This window comes from Streptomyces lycii (genome assembly GCF_009735685.1).
Lineage (GTDB): Bacteria > Actinomycetota > Actinomycetes > Streptomycetales > Streptomycetaceae > Streptomyces > Streptomyces lycii.
This window is the reverse complement of sequence record NZ_WHPN01000264.1, coordinates 15,097-32,047: the sequence shown is the minus strand read 5'-3', so window position 1 is coordinate 32,047 and position 16,951 is coordinate 15,097. Positions and strand designations below refer to the sequence as shown.

Below are 16,951 nucleotides of genomic sequence, written 5' to 3'. Positions count from 1 at the left end.
CCTTCACAGAGTTCAACACATGGCAAAAGCGGTCATAGCATCACAAGACATGTGCACTCTGTGCAAGCACCGGACCACACCGTGTCCGGGGCCTGTTGTGGCTGTTCGAGGGGCGTGGCGGGGGGTCAGATCCCGTAGTCGGCGATCACCCAGGTGGCGAACTCGCGCCACAGGGCGACCCCCGCCTGATGCGCCGGGTGGTCCAGATAGCGCTGGAGGGCGGCGGTGTCGGCGACGGTGCAGTTGATCGCGTAGTCGTAGGCGATCGGCCGGTCCGTGATGTTCCAGGCGCACTCCCAGGACGCCAGCTCCGGTACGAGCCCGCCCAGCTCCTCGAACGCCTTGACCCCGGCGAGGACCCGGGGGTCGTCACGGGTCACGCCGTCGTTGAGCTTGAAGAGGACCAGGTGGCGGATCACGGGAGTCTCCTAGCGGGCGCGCGGTGGCCCGGTGCGGGGCTGCTCGGGGTGTGCGGGACGGGGTGTGCCGGGGCGGGGTGCACGGGCCCGGTCGGTGCCGGCCCGGTGGGTGCCGGGGCGGCGGTGGCCGGCGACCGGTGTCAGTTGACCAGCTCGGACATGAACTCGCCGACTCCCTGCGCCGCGCTGGATATCGATTCGAAGGCCACTCCGACGAGGTCGGTGGCGCGGCCGGGCGACGTGATGATCGTGTACAGCACGAACACGATGAGTATGTACACGCCGATCTTCTTCGCCTGCGCCATGGCGAGTGGCCTCCCTGCTCCAGCCTTACGCGGTCTGCCCCCTGAGCAGTCGCGTGAGTGTATCCGCACGTGCGCCGCGGGCGGACCGAGCGTACGTGGCGGGGAACCGCGGGATCAACGGACCGGCGCCGTGGACGGGGCGGCGGCGTCGCGGACGGAGACGCGCGAAGGGCCCCGCCGCACCGGCGGGGCCCTTCGCGAAGAGCGGTAGCGGTGGGATTTGAACCCACGGAGGAGTTGCCCCCTCACTCGCTTTCGAGGTTTGTTCGAACGGTTCCGGACGCTGTCCGGCGGTGTTCATCCCCGTTCACACCTGTGCGGGAGCCGGACCCGTCGGCCTCCCCTGTACGCGGATGAACGGCTCTGGACGTCCATGAATGAGACGGGAACTGAGACGGGCCACAGCACGAGAGGGAGCCGCACAGCGGCTGCGCCCCTTCTCCGCACCCGGCAAGCCGGGTGGGCTGTAACACCTGGGTGTGACGCCTCGCCGCCTTCAAGCCGCGCTGCTTTCCGCAGGTCATAGGTATGGCGCGACAGTGCGACAGGTGTGACGCCCCTGAGTGTTGCAGCCGCTTGTACCTGAGCATGATGCGGGAGTGAGCCGGGCACTGACCGTGAGCACCCCCTAGGATCGTGCGGCCGAGTTGCCGGGGCGAGCGGGGGACGAATGGAAGCGGTCGGCCAGCTGGTGACCATCGCGGCTGTGCTTCTAGGAGCGATCACGACTCATGTCACCACCCATTTGATCGAGCGGGCGAGGCATGAGCGTCAGCTGATGACGCGGTGGGACGAGAAGAAGCTCGACGCGTACTCCGCGTACGTGGGGCAGGTGCGCGCTTCTATCTATGCCGCCGTTTTGGTGTACGAGGTGCGGGAGCAGATGCGGACCGTCCCCCGGAGCGAGCACGAGCTGACGATGGACCTCACAGACGCGAGCACCGCGCAGGGTCTGGCGTTCGAACGGGTGATGATGCTCGCCGGTGACTCCGTCATCGAAGCTGCTCACGCTGTACAGGAGGCGACGGCCGCCATCGGGTGGCAGGCCCGGGGTGCCGTGGCCGGCACTTTGGAGGAGTGGCGCGAGCTGCACGCCACGGCCTTTGCGGCGATCAATCGGTTCCATGAGTGCGCGCGGGTGGACCTCGGGGTCAGTGGAGCCTTTGCGGGGGAAGAGCACACGTCCCGAGGGCTGCTGCTGCCCGATGCGCGCGGTCATGACGATCGTGAAGGTTGCTGACCGGGGTCCGTGTTACACGGCCGGGGGCGGGCCACAAGGAACGTCGATACACGTCCGGCCGAGGTCCCGGATAGCGGCGTCATCGGCCAGGCCGGCCAGGGAGTGGAGACCAGCGAGGCGTACGGCGGCGGAGTCTCCACCAAGCGAGGACACAGCGGTGGTGAAGTGCTCGGTGTGCAGGCGAGTCGCGTCGCGGCGCGCCCGTCATTCGTTGAGCCGCTGGCGGTCGCTGTTCATCCGGCCTCGACTGATCGCCGCCACTCCCTGGAATCGCCATCCCACCATATGACAACCTTCCCGTCCTCGGGATCTGGCGCAGCCAACGCCATCAAGTCGGCCCTTGTCAGCGCATCGAGGGCATCGTTGGGGAGGCCTCCAGGCACAAGGAACGAGACTCCGGCCCTCTCCTCGACCACGAGAATCGACTTCGCGCCGAAGTAGGCAACCTGGTCCAATCCCGGATGCTGCACTGCACGACGCAAGCGCCTGCGCCGCAGGCTCTCCAGGACCTGCACTCCTGCCTGTGTGGCAAGTGACTGAATGAAAGGGACCAAAGCAACTGTTGCGACCACCGTGAACAGTTCGACGCCGGTACGCCGAGAAATCCCGGCTCGGCGCGGTGGCATGGGTGCGGCAGGCCAACGCCTCCGTCCCATGGGCTGCCCGGAGTGCAGGTCGTACTCATAACCGAGCTGCCTCCAACGACGCCAGTCACTGTCGCTGTCCGCACGGTCACTGAATGCAGGGCCCATAGGACAATCCTGCAGCGTCAGCGGGACGACCGTCAGCCGTTCCTATCAGTCCGGCAACGGGTATTGACCCGCAGGGCTGTTCACGTGGGGGGGGGCCGCCAGGCGCGGTGCCGCAGCGGTGGTGGTTGTGGTGAACCAGGATTCGGTTCGCGGGCGGAGGCAGCCAGGCTCAGGATCGCCGAGGCCGGGGGAACTGAGACTTCGGTCCTGGTCCGGCGGCGCACCTCGGTGGCAGTTGTCGCCGGTGTGCGGTGCGTTGTCGTGCGTGGAAGGCTGGAGCGGTGTGCCCTGCTCCCCCTAGGCACCCACTTGTGGACCCTGACGCGTGAGATGCCCTTCTCGGCCTACACCATGCGTGACCGGACAGCCGCCGCTCAGCGCTCTTCAGGTGCCAAGTCGAACCGCCAGCCGGGAATGGCCGTCAGAACATCCGCGCGAGCTGCAATCACCGCCATGCGCGCGGAACGCTCAGCCTCGTGGCTGTGCGCTGCCTGGCCGGTCATCTGCCCCGGCCACTTCCGGTACATCAGTCCGGTTTCTGCGGTGAACCAACCGCGGCTGACCGCGTTGAGCGCCAGCAGAAGCCCGGTGTCCTCGGAGGCCGGCAGCGCCATCCAGCCGCCCAGGGCCAAGAGCAGGTCACGTCGCACGCAAAGCGTTGCCGGGTGGACCGGAGCCCGGAAGTCGTGAGCCTTCCAGTGTTCGAGGACGGTGCCTCGCTCGATCGGGCCCTCTGGCGGGTCCTGGTCGAACCCGGCCGTGGAACCGTCGGGCAGGAGATCGAGCACTCGGGACGTTGCCCAGCTGGCGCCCGTCGGCCCGGACAGGGCTTGTACATCGCGAGCGAGAGCGCCGGGGGTGAGCATGTCGTCGGCGTCCAGGACCTTGATGTACTCGCCGTCGCAGCGTGACAGCGCCATCGTGCGCGCCATGGCCGGGCCGCCCGGTCGCCCCTGGGCGAAGCTGACCCGGCGGTCGTCTGGCACCCAGCCGGAAACGGCGTCCGTCTCGCCGTCTTCTTGGATGATCCACTGCCAGTCCCAGCCGTCCGGTAGCTGCTGTTCGGCTACCGATTTGTAGGCGTCCGGTAGGTGCTGGGCGCCGGGCGCGTGGACGGCGGTGACGATCGAGATCAGCTTGGTCATGGTCACCACCGTGCCAGTGGGGTGGTGAAGACCATCTCTGTTCGGTCTCCCGGCAAGGTCACGTCGCATACCTCCACCACGCGGTCGTTGATGTCGATGCACACCTTTCGCAGGACCAGGATGGCGGTGCCGGACGTCAGGCCCAGGTCCTCGATCTCCTCGACGGTCGGCGGCCGGGCCGTGACGCGTTCCTCGACGCGGTCAAGCTCGACGCCCACCGTGTGCAGCTGGTTCTGTGTGCCGCCCGGCCAGGGTTCGTAGGACTCATCGAGCAGATCAGGGTTCTTGGCGGCCAGGTCGTAGAGCAGGTACGAGTGCGACACGTTGAACGGTGCGTCTTCTTCCCTGTACCTCGTTCGGAAGATGCGTTCGAGCAGCTGCGTGCCCTCCGGAACGCCGAAGACCTGTGCCAGATCCGGGCCGGCCTCGGTGGTCCGGTACTCCGCGTTGAAGACAAGATCGGACACAGACAGGCCCGTGTCGTGCTCAGTGGCGCCTGTCTCCCGGCGCTTGGGTTCAGGCTCGCGCGCCCGGTCCTTCTCCCACTGGTGCCGGTCGTTGCGCCGCTCCACCAGGCGGCGCGGCTTGCGCACGATGTTGCCCCGGCCGTGCTGTTTCTCGATCAGCCCTTCGGCTTGCAGCGTGCTCAGCGCCTGGCGGATGGTCGGCAGGCTCTTCTTGTACTGCTCCACGAGCTTCGTCTCCGCGGGGAGTCGTGCCCCGGGCTGTAGCTGACCGGTTCGGATCTGCCCGCGCAGATCGTCCGCGATGCGCTCGTACGCCTTCGCCATCCGTGCTCACCCATCCCTGATCGTCGTCCGTCTCAGCATAAGTCCTCAAGAGGTGTTGACGACCTTCGGGTGGTGCGGCATAGTCATGGCAACTCCTAAAGAGGAGTTGAGGACAGGATCTCTAGGGATCTTGTGCCCTCAGCTGCTCTGCGCCCGGAAGGCCCTGTGAAAGGGGCCGAAGGCAGCGCCGGTTGCTTCAGAACTGAACAGCGTGACGAGGTCACCGCCTCCTCCGAAAAGGCGGCCCGCACGGCAAAGGCCGTGCACCCGTTCGCTCCGCTCCACGGGGCGACGCATCTCTGAACTGCCCTGCACCGTGGCGGTCGCCTCCGACCAAGCAGTGTCGGCCGCCACGGCTCCCCAACCCACCGACGTAACGAGGAGCTGACCATGCGCTCTGCGCGTACCCGCACCTTCGTCGGGGACCGTGAGGCCCTGACGCCGACCGAGTTCGCCGAGCTGGCACTCGGCACCCCGCTTGAGCTGTGGCTCGGCGAGGAGAACGAAACCGACGAGGAGCGCGCCGCCCGGCTGGACGCCGCCCGCGACATCCTCGCCGACGACCCCGGCCTGCCGGACCGGGTGAGCCAGATCGCTGCCGAGGCGATCGAGACCTACGCCCCGCAGCTGCTGAAGGTGCACCCGCTGCCGAGCGGCCGCAAGAGCCGGTCCGCCGGCCACCGTGGGGCGGTGGCGGCATGAGCACCCTGCTCCCCGCACTCGCGGCCGCGGCCCCCACGGCCGCCGCCTGGTCCCTGCACACGATGTGGATGCGCCGGAAGCTGGCCGCCGCACGCCGGGACCCGCTGACCGGTCTGGCAACGCGCGAGACCTTCGAGACGGACGCCCGCCGCCTGCTGGCGTACGGGCCGCGTGCCGTGCTCGTGGTCGACCTCGACGGCTTCAAGGTCCTCAACGACTCCCATGGCCACGCGGCCGGGGACACCGCCTTGAGCGCGATCGGCAGGCGCCTGGCCGACTGGTCCGCCGACAACGCCGGACAGGTCGCGCGGCTCGGTGGCGACGAGTTCGCCGCCGTGGCCCCGGTCTACAGCCCGGCGGATCTCGCGTGGGAGCTGGAGCAGCTGCACCAGCGGCTGTGCGAGCCGGTGGCCTACGAGGGGCGCCCGCTGGCCCTGGGCGCATCCATCGGTGCCGCGTGGTCCGCCCGGCCGCCGGGAGATCTGCCCTGGCTGCTGAGGCGGGCCGATGAGGCGATGTACGCGGCCAAGCAGAACGGCGGCGGCTACCACATCGCCGACGACACCACCGAGCCGCACCCGACCGTCAACGGCCGCCGCGCCGGACGACCGGGCGCCCACGGGGGTGCCGACCGATGAGCATCGATCTCACCAAGCCCGCACCCGAGACGGAGGCGGCCGGGGTGCCGCCGCTGTCCAAGCCGGAACGAGGGCTTCTCGGCTCGGTCGCGGTGGCGGCCGGCGCGGTCGGCATCCTCGGTCTCGTCTCCTCCTTCGACGCCGTCGCGGGCGCTGCCGAGCGGTGGGGGTTCGGGGCGCCGTGGATGCTGCCCGTCGGTATCGACGTGGCGATCCCGGTGTTCACGGCCGCCAACCTGTTGCTGATCCGGGTGAACATGCCGCTCGCCTGGGTCCGCTTCGTGCCCTGGGCCTTGACGCTGGTCACCTGCTGGCTCAACGTCGCGGCCGGGCACACCCTGTCGGCGAAGCTGGCGCACGGCACGATGCCGCTGCTGTGGGTGGTGCTCTCCGAGATCGCCGCCCACGTCTACGCCTCCCGCATCGGCGCGGTGACCGGGCGCCGGATGGAGAAGATCCGCCGCTCCCGCTGGCTGCTGGCCCCGGTCTCGACGTTCGCTCTGTGGCGGCGCATGACGCTGTGGGAGATCACCTCCTACACCGAAGCGCTCACCCGCGAGCGGCAACGCCAGCTGGACCGTGCCGAGCTGCGCGAGCGCTACGGGCGACGCTGGCGCAAGCGCACCCCGCGCCGCACCCGCGTGCTGCTCAAGCTCGGTGAACTGGCCCCCTCCGACACCGAGCCGGAGGCGGCCGACGAAAAGCAGGACCAGGAGCAGGAGAAGCCCAAGCGTCGTTCCCGCAAGACCAGCGGCAAGGCGAAGCCCAAGCCGGCCCGTACGCCGGCTGAGTTGCTGGCCGAAGCTCGCGAGGTCACGGCCGAGTGGAAGAACGAGGCGATCAACGCGGAGGCGATCCGCACGACGCTGCACTGCTCGGCTGCCAGCTCCCGGGTTCTACGGGATCGGCTGCTTGGCGAGCGGGCCGGCGGTCGCGGTCTGCACTCGGTCGACGAGGACGGAGCGGCGGCATGAGCGCTTGGCGGATCGGCTCGGTGTGCACCGGCTACGGCGGGCTGGACATCGCCGTACAGCAGGTGTTCGGCGGCTCGCTCGCGTGGGTGGCGGACAACGACCCCGGCGCCGCACGCATCCTGGCCCACCACCACCCCGAGGTGATCAACCTCGGGGACATCACGGTGGCCGACTGGTGTGAGGTCGAGCCGGTCGACATCTACATCGGCGGTTATCCGTGCCAGCCGTTCAGTACCGCGGGTCGGCGGAAGGGGACCGAGGATGCCCGGCACATCTGGCCACACATTGCCCGTGCCCTTGGGGTTCTACGACCCCGATACGCGATCTTTGAGAACGTCGCGAACCACCTTCGACTCGGCTTCGACACTGTCCTGTGCGACCTTGCCGACCTCGGGTTCGATGTTGAGTGGTGCGTTGTACGCGCGGACCAGGTCGGCGCGTGCCATCAGCGCCGCCGGCTCATCGTCCTCGCCACGGCTGCCGACGCCCCGCGCCCGCGACGGCAAGGGGAGGGGATACGCGGATCAGTTGCCGAACGTGGTGACGCTGCTGCCGACGCCGCGGACCTCGGACACCAACGGAACCGGCGAGCACGGGGAGGGCGGCCCGGACCTTCGGACGGTCGTTTCCCTGCTGCCGACGCCGCGCGCGTCGGACGGGGAGAAGGGCGGCCCGAACCAACGCGGCAGCAAGGGCGACCTGGCGCTACCGTCGGCGGCGCACCGGATTGGGGCGAGTACGCCCCGGCCGTCGCGCGGTGGGAGGCGGTCACGGGCCGTCGTGCCCCCTGGGCAACTGACGATCGAGGACGCCTGAGCCCCGCGTTCGTGGAATGGATGATGGGCCTGGAGGCCGGTCACGTCACCGCCGTGCCGGGCCTGTCGCGCACCGCTCAGCTCAAGGCACTGGGCAACGGCGTCGTCCCGCTGCAAGCGGCTGTCGCCCTGCGGCTGCTCCGAAGCCGCGCGAAAGCTGGCACGCGGGGGGTGGCGGCGTGAAGTCCCGTCCCATCGTCGGCGCCGCCGTGTTCACCACGGTGATGGAGACGGCCGGCTACCGCTGCCAGTGCGAGGGCGCCTGCGGCAGCCCCCACACCAAGGGCGAGGGCCGGTGCCCGCACGAGCACGACCACTACACCAGCAAACACGGGCACCTGGTCCGGCTCATGGCCGCACCCGTCGACCCGCTCGCCACCGATGTGGCCGCGGCCCGGCTCCCGGCCGGCGAGCTGCGCGCCTGGTGCTCCGACTGCCACACCACCGCCGCCCGGCGGGCCCGCAAGCAGCTTCCCCCGACCCCGATTGATCAGTGCGGCCTGTTCGACCTGTAGCCAACCCTGAGCGCCAATCAGCCCTGATTTCTTCTCAGGGTTCCAGGGCTCAAGCGGCCCTAGGTTCAACACCCGCCGGGGCCCGGTTCTCAACCGACCAAAGCGATGACCGAGCCCCGACCTACCCCTCCCGTTGAGGAAGGAAGTCCCAGTGAAGCACGCAGACGACAACAACCATGAGCGGGAGCTGTTCGCGCGACTCGAAGCCGACATGACCGCTGACTCCGGGGCCGACGTGGTCGACCTCGGCAAGGCACGGTCGGCCCGCACCGAGTCGGCCGACCCGACCGCCGACCAGTCGGCCGACCGCGCCCCGCACGGGTCGGCTGGCGAGTCGTCCGACTCCCGGCCCGATACGCCGGTGTCGGAGTCGGACGACGACCGGCCAGTGATGGTCGACTCCCCAGAGCCGACCGGCCCGGGGCTGATGGACCGTATCCGGGCCGCTAAGCGCCGGGACGTGATCCCGGCCTGGGCGCGGTCGAAGCCGGAGTTCCTTGACGCGCTCGGGTGGCTGGCCGGGCACACCGGTCACTCCCTGGCCTTCCATGCCGTCCGGCTGCCGCTCTACGCCGGGACGCTCGCCGCACGGGCCCCGGTCGGCGTGGCGCGGTTCATCGGCGGCTCGCTGCGGTGGGTGGCCGACGCCGAGGGCGAGCCGGTCCGGCTGGCCGCCGTACGGCGGGAGGACGCGGCCGACTACCTCAAGCTGTCCCGGCAGCGGGACGCGCGGGTACGGATGCGCGGCATCCTGTTCACCCTCGCCCTGATCGTCGGCCCCGCCGCCGCTCTCGCCCTCTACGTTCTCGCCCCCGGCTGGCTGCTGGCCGTCGCCGTGGCCGCCACGGTTGCCGCATTCGGCTTCGCCGGAGCGCCCGCCGACCGCCCCGTCATCACCCGCGCCGTGGTGAACGCCGAGGTGGAGAAGCTGACGTCCACCATCGTGGAACGCGCCCTGGGCGCCCTGGGGCACGCCGAGATCAACAAGGCGTTGGGTAAGGGCGGGGACGGCATCAAGTTCCCCGCTCCCATCACCCGCGACGGACCCGGCTGGCGCGCGGACGTCGACCTCCCGTACGGCGTGACGGTCGCGGACATCCTCGACCGCCGCGAGCGGCTGGCCTCCGGCCTGCGGCGCCCGCTGGGCTGCGTGTGGCCGGAGCCGGTCCCGGATGAGCACGCCGGGCGCATGGTGCTGTGGGTGGGCGACAAGGCGCTCAACAAGGTGCCCCCGGCCGTCTGGCCGCTGGCAAAGAACGGTGCCGCCTCGCTGTTCAAGCCGTTGCCGTTCGGCACCGACCAGCGCGGCCGGCGGGTCGACGTGACGCTGATGTACGACAACCTGCTGGTCGGCGCCATGCCGGGCATGGGCAAGACGTTCTCCCTGCGCACGCCGCTGCTGGCCGCCGCGCTCGACCCGCTGGCCGAGCTGCTGGTCTGGGAGCTGAAGGGCACCGGTGACCTGGACCCGATCGGCAAGAAGGTCGCCGCCGACTACGGCTCCGGCCCTGACGACGCCACCTGCGCCGCGGCGCTCGACTCCATCCGGTACGTCCATGCGGACCTGGAGCGGCGCGCGAAGGTGATCGCCTCGCTGCCCAAGGACAAGTGCCCGGAGAACAAGGTCACGCCCGCTCTCGCGGGGAACCGCTCGCTCGGGCTGCATCCGCTGGTGCTGGCGATCGACGAGTGCCAGGAGCTGTTCGCCAACGAGACCTACGGCAAGGAAGCCGGTGCCCTGTGCACGGCCATCATCAAGCGCGGCCGGGCCCTGGGCGTCATCCTGCTGCTCGCCACCCAGCGCCCGGACCGCGACTCGTTGCCCACCGCCATCAGCGCGAGCGTCGGGATGCGGTTCTGCCTGCGTGTCATGGGCCAGACCGAAAACGACATGATTCTGGGCACCTCGATGTACAAGAACGGCATCCGGGCGACCTCGTTCACCAGGTCCGACAAGGGCATCGGCTACCTCGCCGGAGCCGCCGACGACCCGCAGATCGTGCGCACGTACTACGTCGACAACCCAGCCGCCGACCTGATCTGCGACCGGGCAAGGCAAGCGCGCATCAAGGCAGGGACCCTGACGGGCATGGCGGCCGGCCAGACCCCGGAGCGCCGGGAAACGGCCGACACCCTCTTGGACGACATCGCCGCCGTCGTCCCGGGCGATGAGCCCAAGGTGTGGTCCGAGGCCGTGGTGGACCGGCTGGCCGAGCTGCGGCCGGAGGTCTACGGCCCGTGGGCGGAGATGGAGCCCAAGGCCAAGGCCGAGCAGCTCACCACAGCGCTCAAGCCGTACCGGATCAGGACTCAGCAGATCAGCCGCCGCATCGACGGCGAGCGGGTGAACAAGCGCGGCATCGTCCGCGCCGACATCACCACAGCGATTACGGAGCGCGACAAGAAGCGCGACGCGAGCTGACCGTCCGGGGTCGCTACCGGCAGCAACAGCACCCGCTACCGGTAGCGACCCCGCTAGCGACCCGTACCGCCGCTGATCAGCCCGTCATCAAGTAGCGGCCCACCTGCGACACCACCCGAAAACCGCCCTGGAGGCCCTTCGTGACCCTCGCCGCGTTCGCTGCCCTACTCCTCATATTCGTCACGCTCGGTTACAGCGCTTTGTGTGCGGTTTCGCCGTTCGGCAACTGCCGCCGCTGCCGTGGCTTCGGCTACCAGCTCAAGCGCGACCGGCGCGGACGGCTCAAGCCCGGCCGCACCTGCCGCCGCTGCCGAGGCGACCGCAAGCGCATCCGCATCGGACGCCACCTGTTCAACCTCGCCGCCCGCATCCACCGCGACGGCACCCGCTGACCCGACAAGGAGACCCCGTCATGGTCGTCACCATCTCGCTCGTCGTCCTCTTCGGCGCCGCCCTGGCCGCGCTGCTGAAGTTCAAATCCCTCGGCTACGGCTCCGCGTTCATCGCCGTGATGTTCGGCTTCTACCTCGCCAGCACCGGGGCGGCCGAGCCGGTCACCGACCTCACCCGCGCCGTGGTCGACGCGGTCCGCGACCTCTGAGAGACGGAGGCACCGCCCATGCCCGAACGCATCACGCTCATGGCCGCCGGAGAGCTTCGGGACGCCCTCAACGCGCACGCCCGGGGCGACCTCCCGGCCGCCGTCCACGGGCTGATGAGCATCGACCCGGATTCCTGGCAGGCCATCGCCGAGCGCCTGGCCGCCGTCGGCGGCACCCTGCCCGAACTCCTCGACACCGTGAAGGGAGACACCCCGTGAGCGCCGACCTCATCGCGGCGGCCGTGCTCATCGCCCCCGCCGCCATCGCCGGACCGGTCTGCGTGGCTGGCCACCGACGGGCCCGCCGCCGGGACGAGGCCGAGGCCGCCGCCTGCGCCGCCTTCCAGCCCGTACCCGAGGCACCGGAGCCGCCACCGGCCGGGCGGGTCAAGGCGCCGCGCCAGCCCGCGCCGAAGCCGCTCGCGACCGTCCTGGATTTCCCGACCCACCGCCGCAACGCGGCCTAGCTGTGCCCGTGGCGGGCGCCTCCGACCAAGAAGTGTCGCCCGCCACGGTCCCCAACCCGGCCGAAAGCCGAGAAGGAGACACCAGAATGCCCTACCCCAGCGCTTCAGCGCTGCCCCGCACCGCCCTGGCCGCCGCCGAACGCGGCTGGCACGTCTTCCCCCTCATCCCCGGCGGCAAGCGCCCCGTCATCACCTCGTGGGAGACCCGGGCCACCACCGACCCCGACCGCATCGCCCGGTGCTGGGCCCACGCCCCGTACAACATCGGCATCGCTGCCGGTCCCTCCGGATTGGTCGTGGTCGACCTCGACAGGCCCAAGCACCCCGAGGAGACCGGCCCGGACGGCGCCGACACCTTCCGTGCCCTGTGTCAGGAGAAGGCCGCCACCCCGCACCCGCCCGAGACGTACACGGTCGCCACGGGCAGCGGCGGCGCACACCTGTACTTCACCGCTCCCGAGGGCGAGCAGCTGCGTAACAGCGCGGGCAAGCTCGCCCCGAAGGTCGACACCCGCGCGCACGGCGGCTACGTCGTCGCGGCCGGGAGCATCGTGGGCGGCCGGTCCTACGCCGTCACCCTCGACACCGAGCCCGCGCCGCTCCCGAGCTGGCTCGCCGAGCTGCTGCGCCCGGCACCCCTGCCGCCGCAAAAGCCCATCGCGGTGCCGCTGGCCACCGACCGCCGCGGCGCCTACCTGCGCGCCGCCGTGACGGCCGAGCTGGAGCGCGTGACCACCTCGCCCCCGGACGGCCACAACAACGCGCTGTACCTCGCCGCCGTCGCCCTCGGACAGCTTGTTGCCGGGGGCGCGCTCGCCGAGGACGCCGTCGCGGCCTGGCTCGCCGACGCCGCCGCTCAGGTCGGGCAGAGGCCCGGCGAGACGCAGCGCACGATCCGTTCCGGCCTGCGAGCCGGAGCGCGGCGCCCCCGGCAGGTGGCGGCATGACCACCCTCGACCCGCTCACCCCGCAGCACCTGTACTCCGTGCCGGAGGGTCCGCCCCCGGCCCCGGCCGAGCCCGGCTCGCGGGAGCGCACCCGCACCGCCTGGAGCGCGGCCGAGCTGATGGCCACCGAGTTCCCCGAGCCGAAATGGGCCGTGCCCGGCATCCTCTCCGAGGGCGTGAACCTGCTGTGCGGGCCGCCCAAGGTCGGCAAGTCCTGGATGTCCCTCGGGCTCGGGCTCTCGGTCGCGGCCGGCGGCCGGGCGTTCGACACGGTGCCCGTCGACGGCGGCCCGGTGCTCTACCTCGCCCTGGAGGACACGCCGCGCCGTCTCCAGTCCCGTATGGGCAAGATCCTGGGCGGCGCCCCGGCCCCGGCCGGGCTGACCCTGGCCACCCAGTGCCCGCCGCTTCCGCAGGGCGGGAACGAGGCAATTGCCAACTGGCTGGACCGCAACCCGGACGCCCGCATGGTCGTCATCGACGTCTTCGCCAAGATGCGCGGCGCCTCCGCCCCCGGAGCCTCCGCCTACGACGCCGACTATGCCGCCGTCGGCCACGCAAAGCGGCTCGCCGATCACTACGGCGTCGCCGTCGTCCTGGTCCACCACGTCCGCAAGGCAGGCTCGGACGACTTCCTCACCGAGGTCTCCGGCACCAACGGACTGGCCGGAGCCGCAGACGCCACGCTCGTACTCAAGCGGGCCCGCGGCAAGGCCGACGGCGTACTACACGTCACCGGCCGCGACGTGGACGAAGCCGAATACGCGCTGCAGTTCCACGCGGCGGCCGGAGCCTGGCAGCTGCTCGACGGCCCCGCCACCGACCACACCATCGGCGACACCCGCGCCGATGTCCTGCGCTACGTCCGGGCGAACCCGGGAGCCAAGCCCAAGGGCATCGCCGAGGCGACCGGGATCGACCCGAGCTTGGTTCGCCAGACCTGTTCCCGCATGGTCGCGGACTCACAGCTCTTGCGCGCCGACGGTGGTTACCGCGCTCCCGAACACGGGGGCGGGTCATGACTGTCACAGCTGTCGCACTGTCACATGTCACGGCCGAGCCGGAGGGCCGGACCGTGGGCGATCGGCCCGAATCCGGTGAGCTGGCCTACGACCCCACGGTCGTGCTGCTGACCGTCGAAGAAGCCGCCCGGCGCCTGAGCGTCGGCCGGACCGTCTGCTTTCGGCTCATCCGCTCGGGCGAGCTGGAGTCCATCACGGTCGGAGGGCTGCGCCGGGTGCCGGCCGATGCCGTTCCCGAATTCGTGAACAGCCGTCGCCGCCAGCCCCACCGCCCGGCTCACACCGTGGCCGTTTGAGGAGATCCCCATGACAGATGAGAACAGGAAGCGCACCCGGCAGCCGAACGGCCGGTCATCGGTTTACCTCGGCAAGGACGGCAAGTGGCACGGCCGTGTGACCGTCGGCGTACGAGACGACGGCAAGCCGGACCGCCGCCATGTCGAGCGGAAGACCCGCGCCGAGGTCACCGCGGCTGTGCGGGACCTGGAGCGCCAGCGTGACGCCAAGAGTGTGCGGAAGCCGGGCCGGGCCTGGACCGTCAGGACCTGGCTGACGCACTGGATCGAGAACATTGCCCCGCTCGCCGTCAACGAGAACACGATGGTCGGCTACGGTGTCGCGGTCCGGAAGCACCTCATCCCCGGCCTCGGAGCGCACCGCCTTGACCGGCTCAAGCCGGAGCACATCGAGCACTTCTACGCGAGGATGCAGGCGACCGGCAGCAGGCCCGCCACGGCTCACCAGGTGCACCGGACGTTCCGCACGGCCCTGAACGAGGCGGTACGGCGTGGGCACCTCGGGCAGAATCCGGTACGGCTCGCCAAGGCGCCGCGCGTCCGGGAAGAGGAGATCGAGCCGTACACCGTCGAAGAGGTCCGCCGCCTGCTCCGGGCGGCGGACCGCCGCCGCAACGCCGCTCGCTGGGCCGTGGCGCTCGCCCTCGGGCTCCGGCAGGGCGAAGCGCTCGGGCTCAAGTGGAGTGACGTCGACCTCGACAACGGCGTCATCATGGTGCGCCGCAGTCGACGGCGGCCGCGGTACGCGCACGGCTGCGGTGACACCTGCGGGCGAAAAGCCGGGTACTGCCCGCAGCGGCGCCGGACGAACCCGGAGACGGCCGACACGAAGTCCCGCGCGGGGCGGCGGGCCGTAGGACTGCCCCAACAGCTCGTGGACCTGTTGCGCACCCACCAAGCCCGGCAGGAAGCCGAGCGGGCGGCGGCCGGCGACCGCTGGACAGACGAGGGCTGGCTCTTCGCCACCGAGACCGGCCGTGGAACGTCACCCCGAACGGACTACGACGACTGGAAGGAGCTGTTGTCCGTCGCCAAGGTTCGAGACGGCCGGTTGCACGATGCCCGGCACACAGCGGCCACGGTGCTGCTCATCCTGGGAGTACCGGAGCGGGCCGTCATGGGGCTGATGGGGTGGTCTTCCACGGCCATGGCTGCGAGGTATCAGCACATGGTGGACTCCGTCCGTAGCGATGTTGCCCGGCAGGTCGATGGACTCATCTGGGAACCGGAAAGAAACAGTCCTATCGACGGTCCAAGTGGTCGCGCATAGTTGATAAAATAAGTCGAGGGGGCTGCTTAATGTCGAGGTGGCCCCCTCGCGGATCATGCTGACGTGCCGACCAGGATGCTACAACTCAAGATGCGCTATCCGCCCATAATGCTGTCCTGTGGTGAGCGGAGAGGGCTGCAGCAGGTTCTCCGGCCTCACCGAGGGATGAGGAAATCGGTGAGCTGCCCAGCACTTGGTATCCGACTGCGGTTGAAGATGACTGCAACGAACAGCACCACTGCCGGCAGTAAAGGAACGAGGGCAGCATCAGGCAATCCAATGACGGACGCACCAGCCATGACCAGCACAACCACGGCGCCCACCACGAGAAGCCGTAGGCGTTCCCTTGGTGCGGCCGGAGCCACACCGGCCAATTGGCCTGCGTCGAGAAGGTCGTCGACACGGCCCTCGGCGTAGCGTTCGGCGATCGTCAGCAACATCACGATGAGGTCTTCAAGGGCGCGGCCCGGCTCGGAGTCCTGCCGGGCTTCGGCCCTTCGTAGCGCGCCCACCACCAGCGCGGCATGAGTCTTGAACTGCCTTTCATTGTGCCGTCTGGCTCTGGCTCGGCGGGTGCGATGGGCCATCCAGACGGCGCGCTCAACCGGCTGCATGGAAACTCGCGGGATCTGGCAGTCCGGCTGGGTTTCCTCCCAGCGACGGAGAACCGTGGCGCACTGAGCTGCGACCGTAAACAGTGCAACGACAGGCCAGGAGCGCCGGTCCTCCGTTCGCGCACTTTCCTTGATCGGGTAGCCGTCGAGGCTTTCTAGGTCATAGGCGGCATACATCGCGCCGTTGCCAGAATTGCTGAGGTTCATGCGATTGATGACTCGCACTTCAACGATCAGGATTAGGGTGAAGAGGAGAAACCCCGTTACCTTACCGATCGCAGACATATCCCAGTCACGCACCGAAATCGGCACAGCCAAAATGTTGCTGAGCAGTTCCTGCACTATGCCGGGCTGCGGTCCCGGATCAGCGCTCAACCTTAAGTTCTCCCAGTCGGCCATGTCAGCAACGTGCGCCAAGACGAATAGCAGCAAGAAAAACCGGACTGTCTTAATTGGCCCGGCCAGGGGTCGGGCGCGCCACCACCGCACTACATACAGAGCGGCCAATCCGTGGCCGCCGACTCGATCTTGTATACGAGGTGGCAGTAGCAGTATCTGCGTCAGAAGCGGAGCAGCTCGACGCAGACCCAAGTCGGCGCGCCGTCGCTCGAAGCGCTCAATGGACGTCGACACCCAGCGTTGAACCGGTCCAGGGATGATAAGCAGAAGCATCCCAACCAAGATCAACCATGGGGAAACCGCGATGAGGAAACCGATCGTGGACACGAAGACAGTCTCACGTATCCCACCGAGAGCCACGCCCGGGATGGCAGCAAAGCCGTGTGCGCCTGGCCGGGCAGCGACTGGCCGGACCAACTGAGACGGAAACTGAGACGGAGACGCGCGAAGGGGCCCGGCTCGATGAGCCGGGCCCCTTCGTCCACCTGCGGTAGCGGTGGGATTTGAACCCACGGAGGAGTTGCCCCCTCACTCGCTTTCGAGGCGAGCTCCTTCGGCCGCTCGGACACGCTACCGAGAGGAAGCCTAGCGGATGGTGCCCCGTGGTTCGAAATCGG

At 69.6% G+C, this 16,951-nt stretch carries 21 protein-coding genes and 1 tRNA gene; 15 read left to right on the top strand and 7 right to left on the bottom strand.

Annotated elements, in window-relative coordinates; all coding sequences use genetic code 11:
• Nucleotides 1-125 precede the first annotated feature (125 nt).
• Both GCU69_RS12455 and GCU69_RS32640 read right to left on the bottom strand, forming a co-directional pair.
• A complete protein-coding gene (locus GCU69_RS12455) occupies nucleotides 126-419 on the bottom strand; it encodes a Dabb family protein (RefSeq protein ID WP_098752981.1) in 294 nt (97 codons plus the stop codon).
• Between the two features lie 140 nt (nucleotides 420-559).
• Nucleotides 560-700, bottom strand: coding sequence for a hypothetical protein (locus GCU69_RS32640; protein WP_170315836.1), 141 nt, complete (start codon nucleotides 698-700; stop codon nucleotides 560-562).
• Between the two features lie 694 nt (nucleotides 701-1,394).
• On the opposite strand from GCU69_RS32640, the gene GCU69_RS12450 reads away from it, so the two are divergent.
• Nucleotides 1,395-1,964, top strand: coding sequence for a hypothetical protein (locus GCU69_RS12450; RefSeq protein ID WP_176604571.1), 570 nt, complete (start codon nucleotides 1,395-1,397; stop codon nucleotides 1,962-1,964).
• 233 nt (nucleotides 1,965-2,197) lie between these two features.
• Here the strand turns inward: GCU69_RS12450 and GCU69_RS12445 are convergent, their stop codons facing one another.
• The 3 genes from GCU69_RS12445 to GCU69_RS12435 form a co-directional block, all read right to left on the bottom strand.
• A complete protein-coding gene (locus GCU69_RS12445) occupies nucleotides 2,198-2,419 on the bottom strand; it encodes a hypothetical protein (protein ID WP_156206053.1) in 222 nt (73 codons plus the stop codon).
• A gap of 671 nt (nucleotides 2,420-3,090) precedes the next feature.
• Nucleotides 3,091-3,861 (bottom strand): glycosyltransferase family 2 protein, encoded by a 771-nt coding sequence (locus tag GCU69_RS12440; protein ID WP_156206052.1) that lies wholly within the window; start codon nucleotides 3,859-3,861, stop codon nucleotides 3,091-3,093.
• A gap of 2 nt (nucleotides 3,862-3,863) precedes the next feature.
• Nucleotides 3,864-4,652, bottom strand: coding sequence for a GntR family transcriptional regulator (locus GCU69_RS12435; protein WP_156206051.1), 789 nt, complete (start codon nucleotides 4,650-4,652; stop codon nucleotides 3,864-3,866).
• A gap of 390 nt (nucleotides 4,653-5,042) precedes the next feature.
• On the opposite strand from GCU69_RS12435, the gene GCU69_RS12430 reads away from it, so the two are divergent.
• The 14 genes from GCU69_RS12430 (at nucleotide 5,043) to GCU69_RS12365 (ending at nucleotide 15,321) form a co-directional block, all read left to right on the top strand.
• Complete coding sequence (locus GCU69_RS12430) at nucleotides 5,043-5,354, top strand: hypothetical protein (RefSeq protein ID WP_176604570.1); 312 nt, start codon at nucleotides 5,043-5,045, stop codon at nucleotides 5,352-5,354.
• Entirely contained in the window at nucleotides 5,351-5,992 is a 642-nt protein-coding gene (locus tag GCU69_RS12425; protein WP_156206050.1) for a GGDEF domain-containing protein, read from the top strand. Before GCU69_RS12430 ends, GCU69_RS12425 begins: the two co-directional genes overlap by 4 nt.
• Nucleotides 5,989-6,966 (top strand): DUF2637 domain-containing protein, encoded by a 978-nt coding sequence (locus tag GCU69_RS12420; RefSeq protein ID WP_156206049.1) that lies wholly within the window; start codon nucleotides 5,989-5,991, stop codon nucleotides 6,964-6,966. The genes GCU69_RS12425 and GCU69_RS12420 overlap by 4 nt, the downstream gene beginning before the upstream one ends.
• Nucleotides 6,963-7,964, top strand: a complete 1,002-nt coding sequence (locus GCU69_RS12415; protein WP_156206048.1) for a DNA cytosine methyltransferase — start codon at nucleotides 6,963-6,965, stop codon at nucleotides 7,962-7,964. The genes GCU69_RS12420 and GCU69_RS12415 overlap by 4 nt, the downstream gene beginning before the upstream one ends.
• Nucleotides 7,961-8,296: a hypothetical protein gene (locus GCU69_RS12410; RefSeq protein WP_156206047.1), complete on the top strand. Its 336-nt coding sequence runs from the start codon at nucleotides 7,961-7,963 to the stop codon at nucleotides 8,294-8,296. Before GCU69_RS12415 ends, GCU69_RS12410 begins: the two co-directional genes overlap by 4 nt.
• 151 nt (nucleotides 8,297-8,447) lie before the next feature.
• On the top strand, nucleotides 8,448-10,718 hold the full coding sequence (locus GCU69_RS12405) for a cell division protein FtsK (protein WP_408055799.1): 2,271 nt from the start codon (nucleotides 8,448-8,450) through the stop codon (nucleotides 10,716-10,718).
• A gap of 140 nt (nucleotides 10,719-10,858) precedes the next feature.
• The gene (locus GCU69_RS12400) at nucleotides 10,859-11,110 is read left to right on the top strand and encodes a hypothetical protein (protein ID WP_156206046.1); all 252 of its coding nucleotides are present in this window, start codon (nucleotides 10,859-10,861) and stop codon (nucleotides 11,108-11,110) included.
• A gap of 20 nt (nucleotides 11,111-11,130) precedes the next feature.
• The gene (locus tag GCU69_RS12395; RefSeq protein WP_156206045.1) at nucleotides 11,131-11,319 is read left to right on the top strand and encodes a hypothetical protein; all 189 of its coding nucleotides are present in this window, start codon (nucleotides 11,131-11,133) and stop codon (nucleotides 11,317-11,319) included.
• 18 nt (nucleotides 11,320-11,337) lie between these two features.
• Nucleotides 11,338-11,538 (top strand): hypothetical protein, encoded by a 201-nt coding sequence (locus GCU69_RS12390; protein WP_156206044.1) that lies wholly within the window; start codon nucleotides 11,338-11,340, stop codon nucleotides 11,536-11,538.
• Nucleotides 11,535-11,786, top strand: a complete 252-nt coding sequence (locus tag GCU69_RS12385) for a hypothetical protein (RefSeq protein ID WP_156206043.1) — start codon at nucleotides 11,535-11,537, stop codon at nucleotides 11,784-11,786. Before GCU69_RS12390 ends, GCU69_RS12385 begins: the two co-directional genes overlap by 4 nt.
• Before the next feature lie 86 nt (nucleotides 11,787-11,872).
• Nucleotides 11,873-12,733, top strand: a complete 861-nt coding sequence (locus tag GCU69_RS12380) for a bifunctional DNA primase/polymerase (protein WP_156206042.1) — start codon at nucleotides 11,873-11,875, stop codon at nucleotides 12,731-12,733.
• Entirely contained in the window at nucleotides 12,730-13,755 is a 1,026-nt protein-coding gene (locus GCU69_RS12375) for an AAA family ATPase (protein ID WP_156206041.1), read from the top strand. The genes GCU69_RS12380 and GCU69_RS12375 overlap by 4 nt, the downstream gene beginning before the upstream one ends.
• Before the next feature lie 53 nt (nucleotides 13,756-13,808).
• Nucleotides 13,809-14,051 (top strand): excisionase family DNA-binding protein, encoded by a 243-nt coding sequence (locus GCU69_RS12370; RefSeq protein WP_235978438.1) that lies wholly within the window; start codon nucleotides 13,809-13,811, stop codon nucleotides 14,049-14,051.
• 10 nt (nucleotides 14,052-14,061) lie between these two features.
• A complete protein-coding gene (locus tag GCU69_RS12365; protein ID WP_156206039.1) occupies nucleotides 14,062-15,321 on the top strand; it encodes a tyrosine-type recombinase/integrase in 1,260 nt (419 codons plus the stop codon).
• Nucleotides 15,322-15,476: 155 nt separating this feature from the next.
• On the opposite strand, the gene GCU69_RS33635 is transcribed toward GCU69_RS12365, so the two are convergent.
• Nucleotides 15,477-16,334 carry a hypothetical protein gene (locus tag GCU69_RS33635; protein ID WP_235978437.1) on the bottom strand — a complete coding sequence of 286 codons (858 nt, stop codon included), beginning with the start codon at nucleotides 16,332-16,334 and terminating at the stop codon, nucleotides 15,477-15,479.
• Between the two features lie 488 nt (nucleotides 16,335-16,822).
• Nucleotides 16,823-16,909 (bottom strand) — tRNA-Ser (locus GCU69_RS12355).
• Between the last annotated feature and the right edge of the window lie 42 nt (nucleotides 16,910-16,951).

What these genes read in the sequence shown, in the direction of transcription:
- GCU69_RS12365 (WP_156206039.1), top strand. Translation starts at nt 14,062, where the DNA reads ATGACAGATGAGAACAGGAAGCGCACCCGGCAGCCGAACGGCCGGTCA.
- GCU69_RS12435 (WP_156206051.1), bottom strand. Translation starts at nt 4,652, where the DNA reads ATGGCGAAGGCGTACGAGCGCATCGCGGACGATCTGCGCGGGCAGATC.
- GCU69_RS12425 (WP_156206050.1), top strand. Translation starts at nt 5,351, where the DNA reads ATGAGCACCCTGCTCCCCGCACTCGCGGCCGCGGCCCCCACGGCCGCC.
- GCU69_RS12420 (WP_156206049.1), top strand. Translation starts at nt 5,989, where the DNA reads ATGAGCATCGATCTCACCAAGCCCGCACCCGAGACGGAGGCGGCCGGG.
- GCU69_RS12415 (WP_156206048.1), top strand. Translation starts at nt 6,963, where the DNA reads ATGAGCGCTTGGCGGATCGGCTCGGTGTGCACCGGCTACGGCGGGCTG.
- GCU69_RS12390 (WP_156206044.1), top strand. Translation starts at nt 11,338, where the DNA reads ATGCCCGAACGCATCACGCTCATGGCCGCCGGAGAGCTTCGGGACGCC.
- GCU69_RS12375 (WP_156206041.1), top strand. Translation starts at nt 12,730, where the DNA reads ATGACCACCCTCGACCCGCTCACCCCGCAGCACCTGTACTCCGTGCCG.
- GCU69_RS12380 (WP_156206042.1), top strand. Translation starts at nt 11,873, where the DNA reads ATGCCCTACCCCAGCGCTTCAGCGCTGCCCCGCACCGCCCTGGCCGCC.
- GCU69_RS12450 (WP_176604571.1), top strand. Translation starts at nt 1,395, where the DNA reads ATGGAAGCGGTCGGCCAGCTGGTGACCATCGCGGCTGTGCTTCTAGGA.
- GCU69_RS12430 (WP_176604570.1), top strand. Translation starts at nt 5,043, where the DNA reads ATGCGCTCTGCGCGTACCCGCACCTTCGTCGGGGACCGTGAGGCCCTG.
- GCU69_RS12440 (WP_156206052.1), bottom strand. Translation starts at nt 3,861, where the DNA reads ATGACCAAGCTGATCTCGATCGTCACCGCCGTCCACGCGCCCGGCGCC.
- GCU69_RS33635 (WP_235978437.1), bottom strand. Translation starts at nt 16,334, where the DNA reads ATGGCCGACTGGGAGAACTTAAGGTTGAGCGCTGATCCGGGACCGCAG.
- GCU69_RS12395 (WP_156206045.1), top strand. Translation starts at nt 11,131, where the DNA reads ATGGTCGTCACCATCTCGCTCGTCGTCCTCTTCGGCGCCGCCCTGGCC.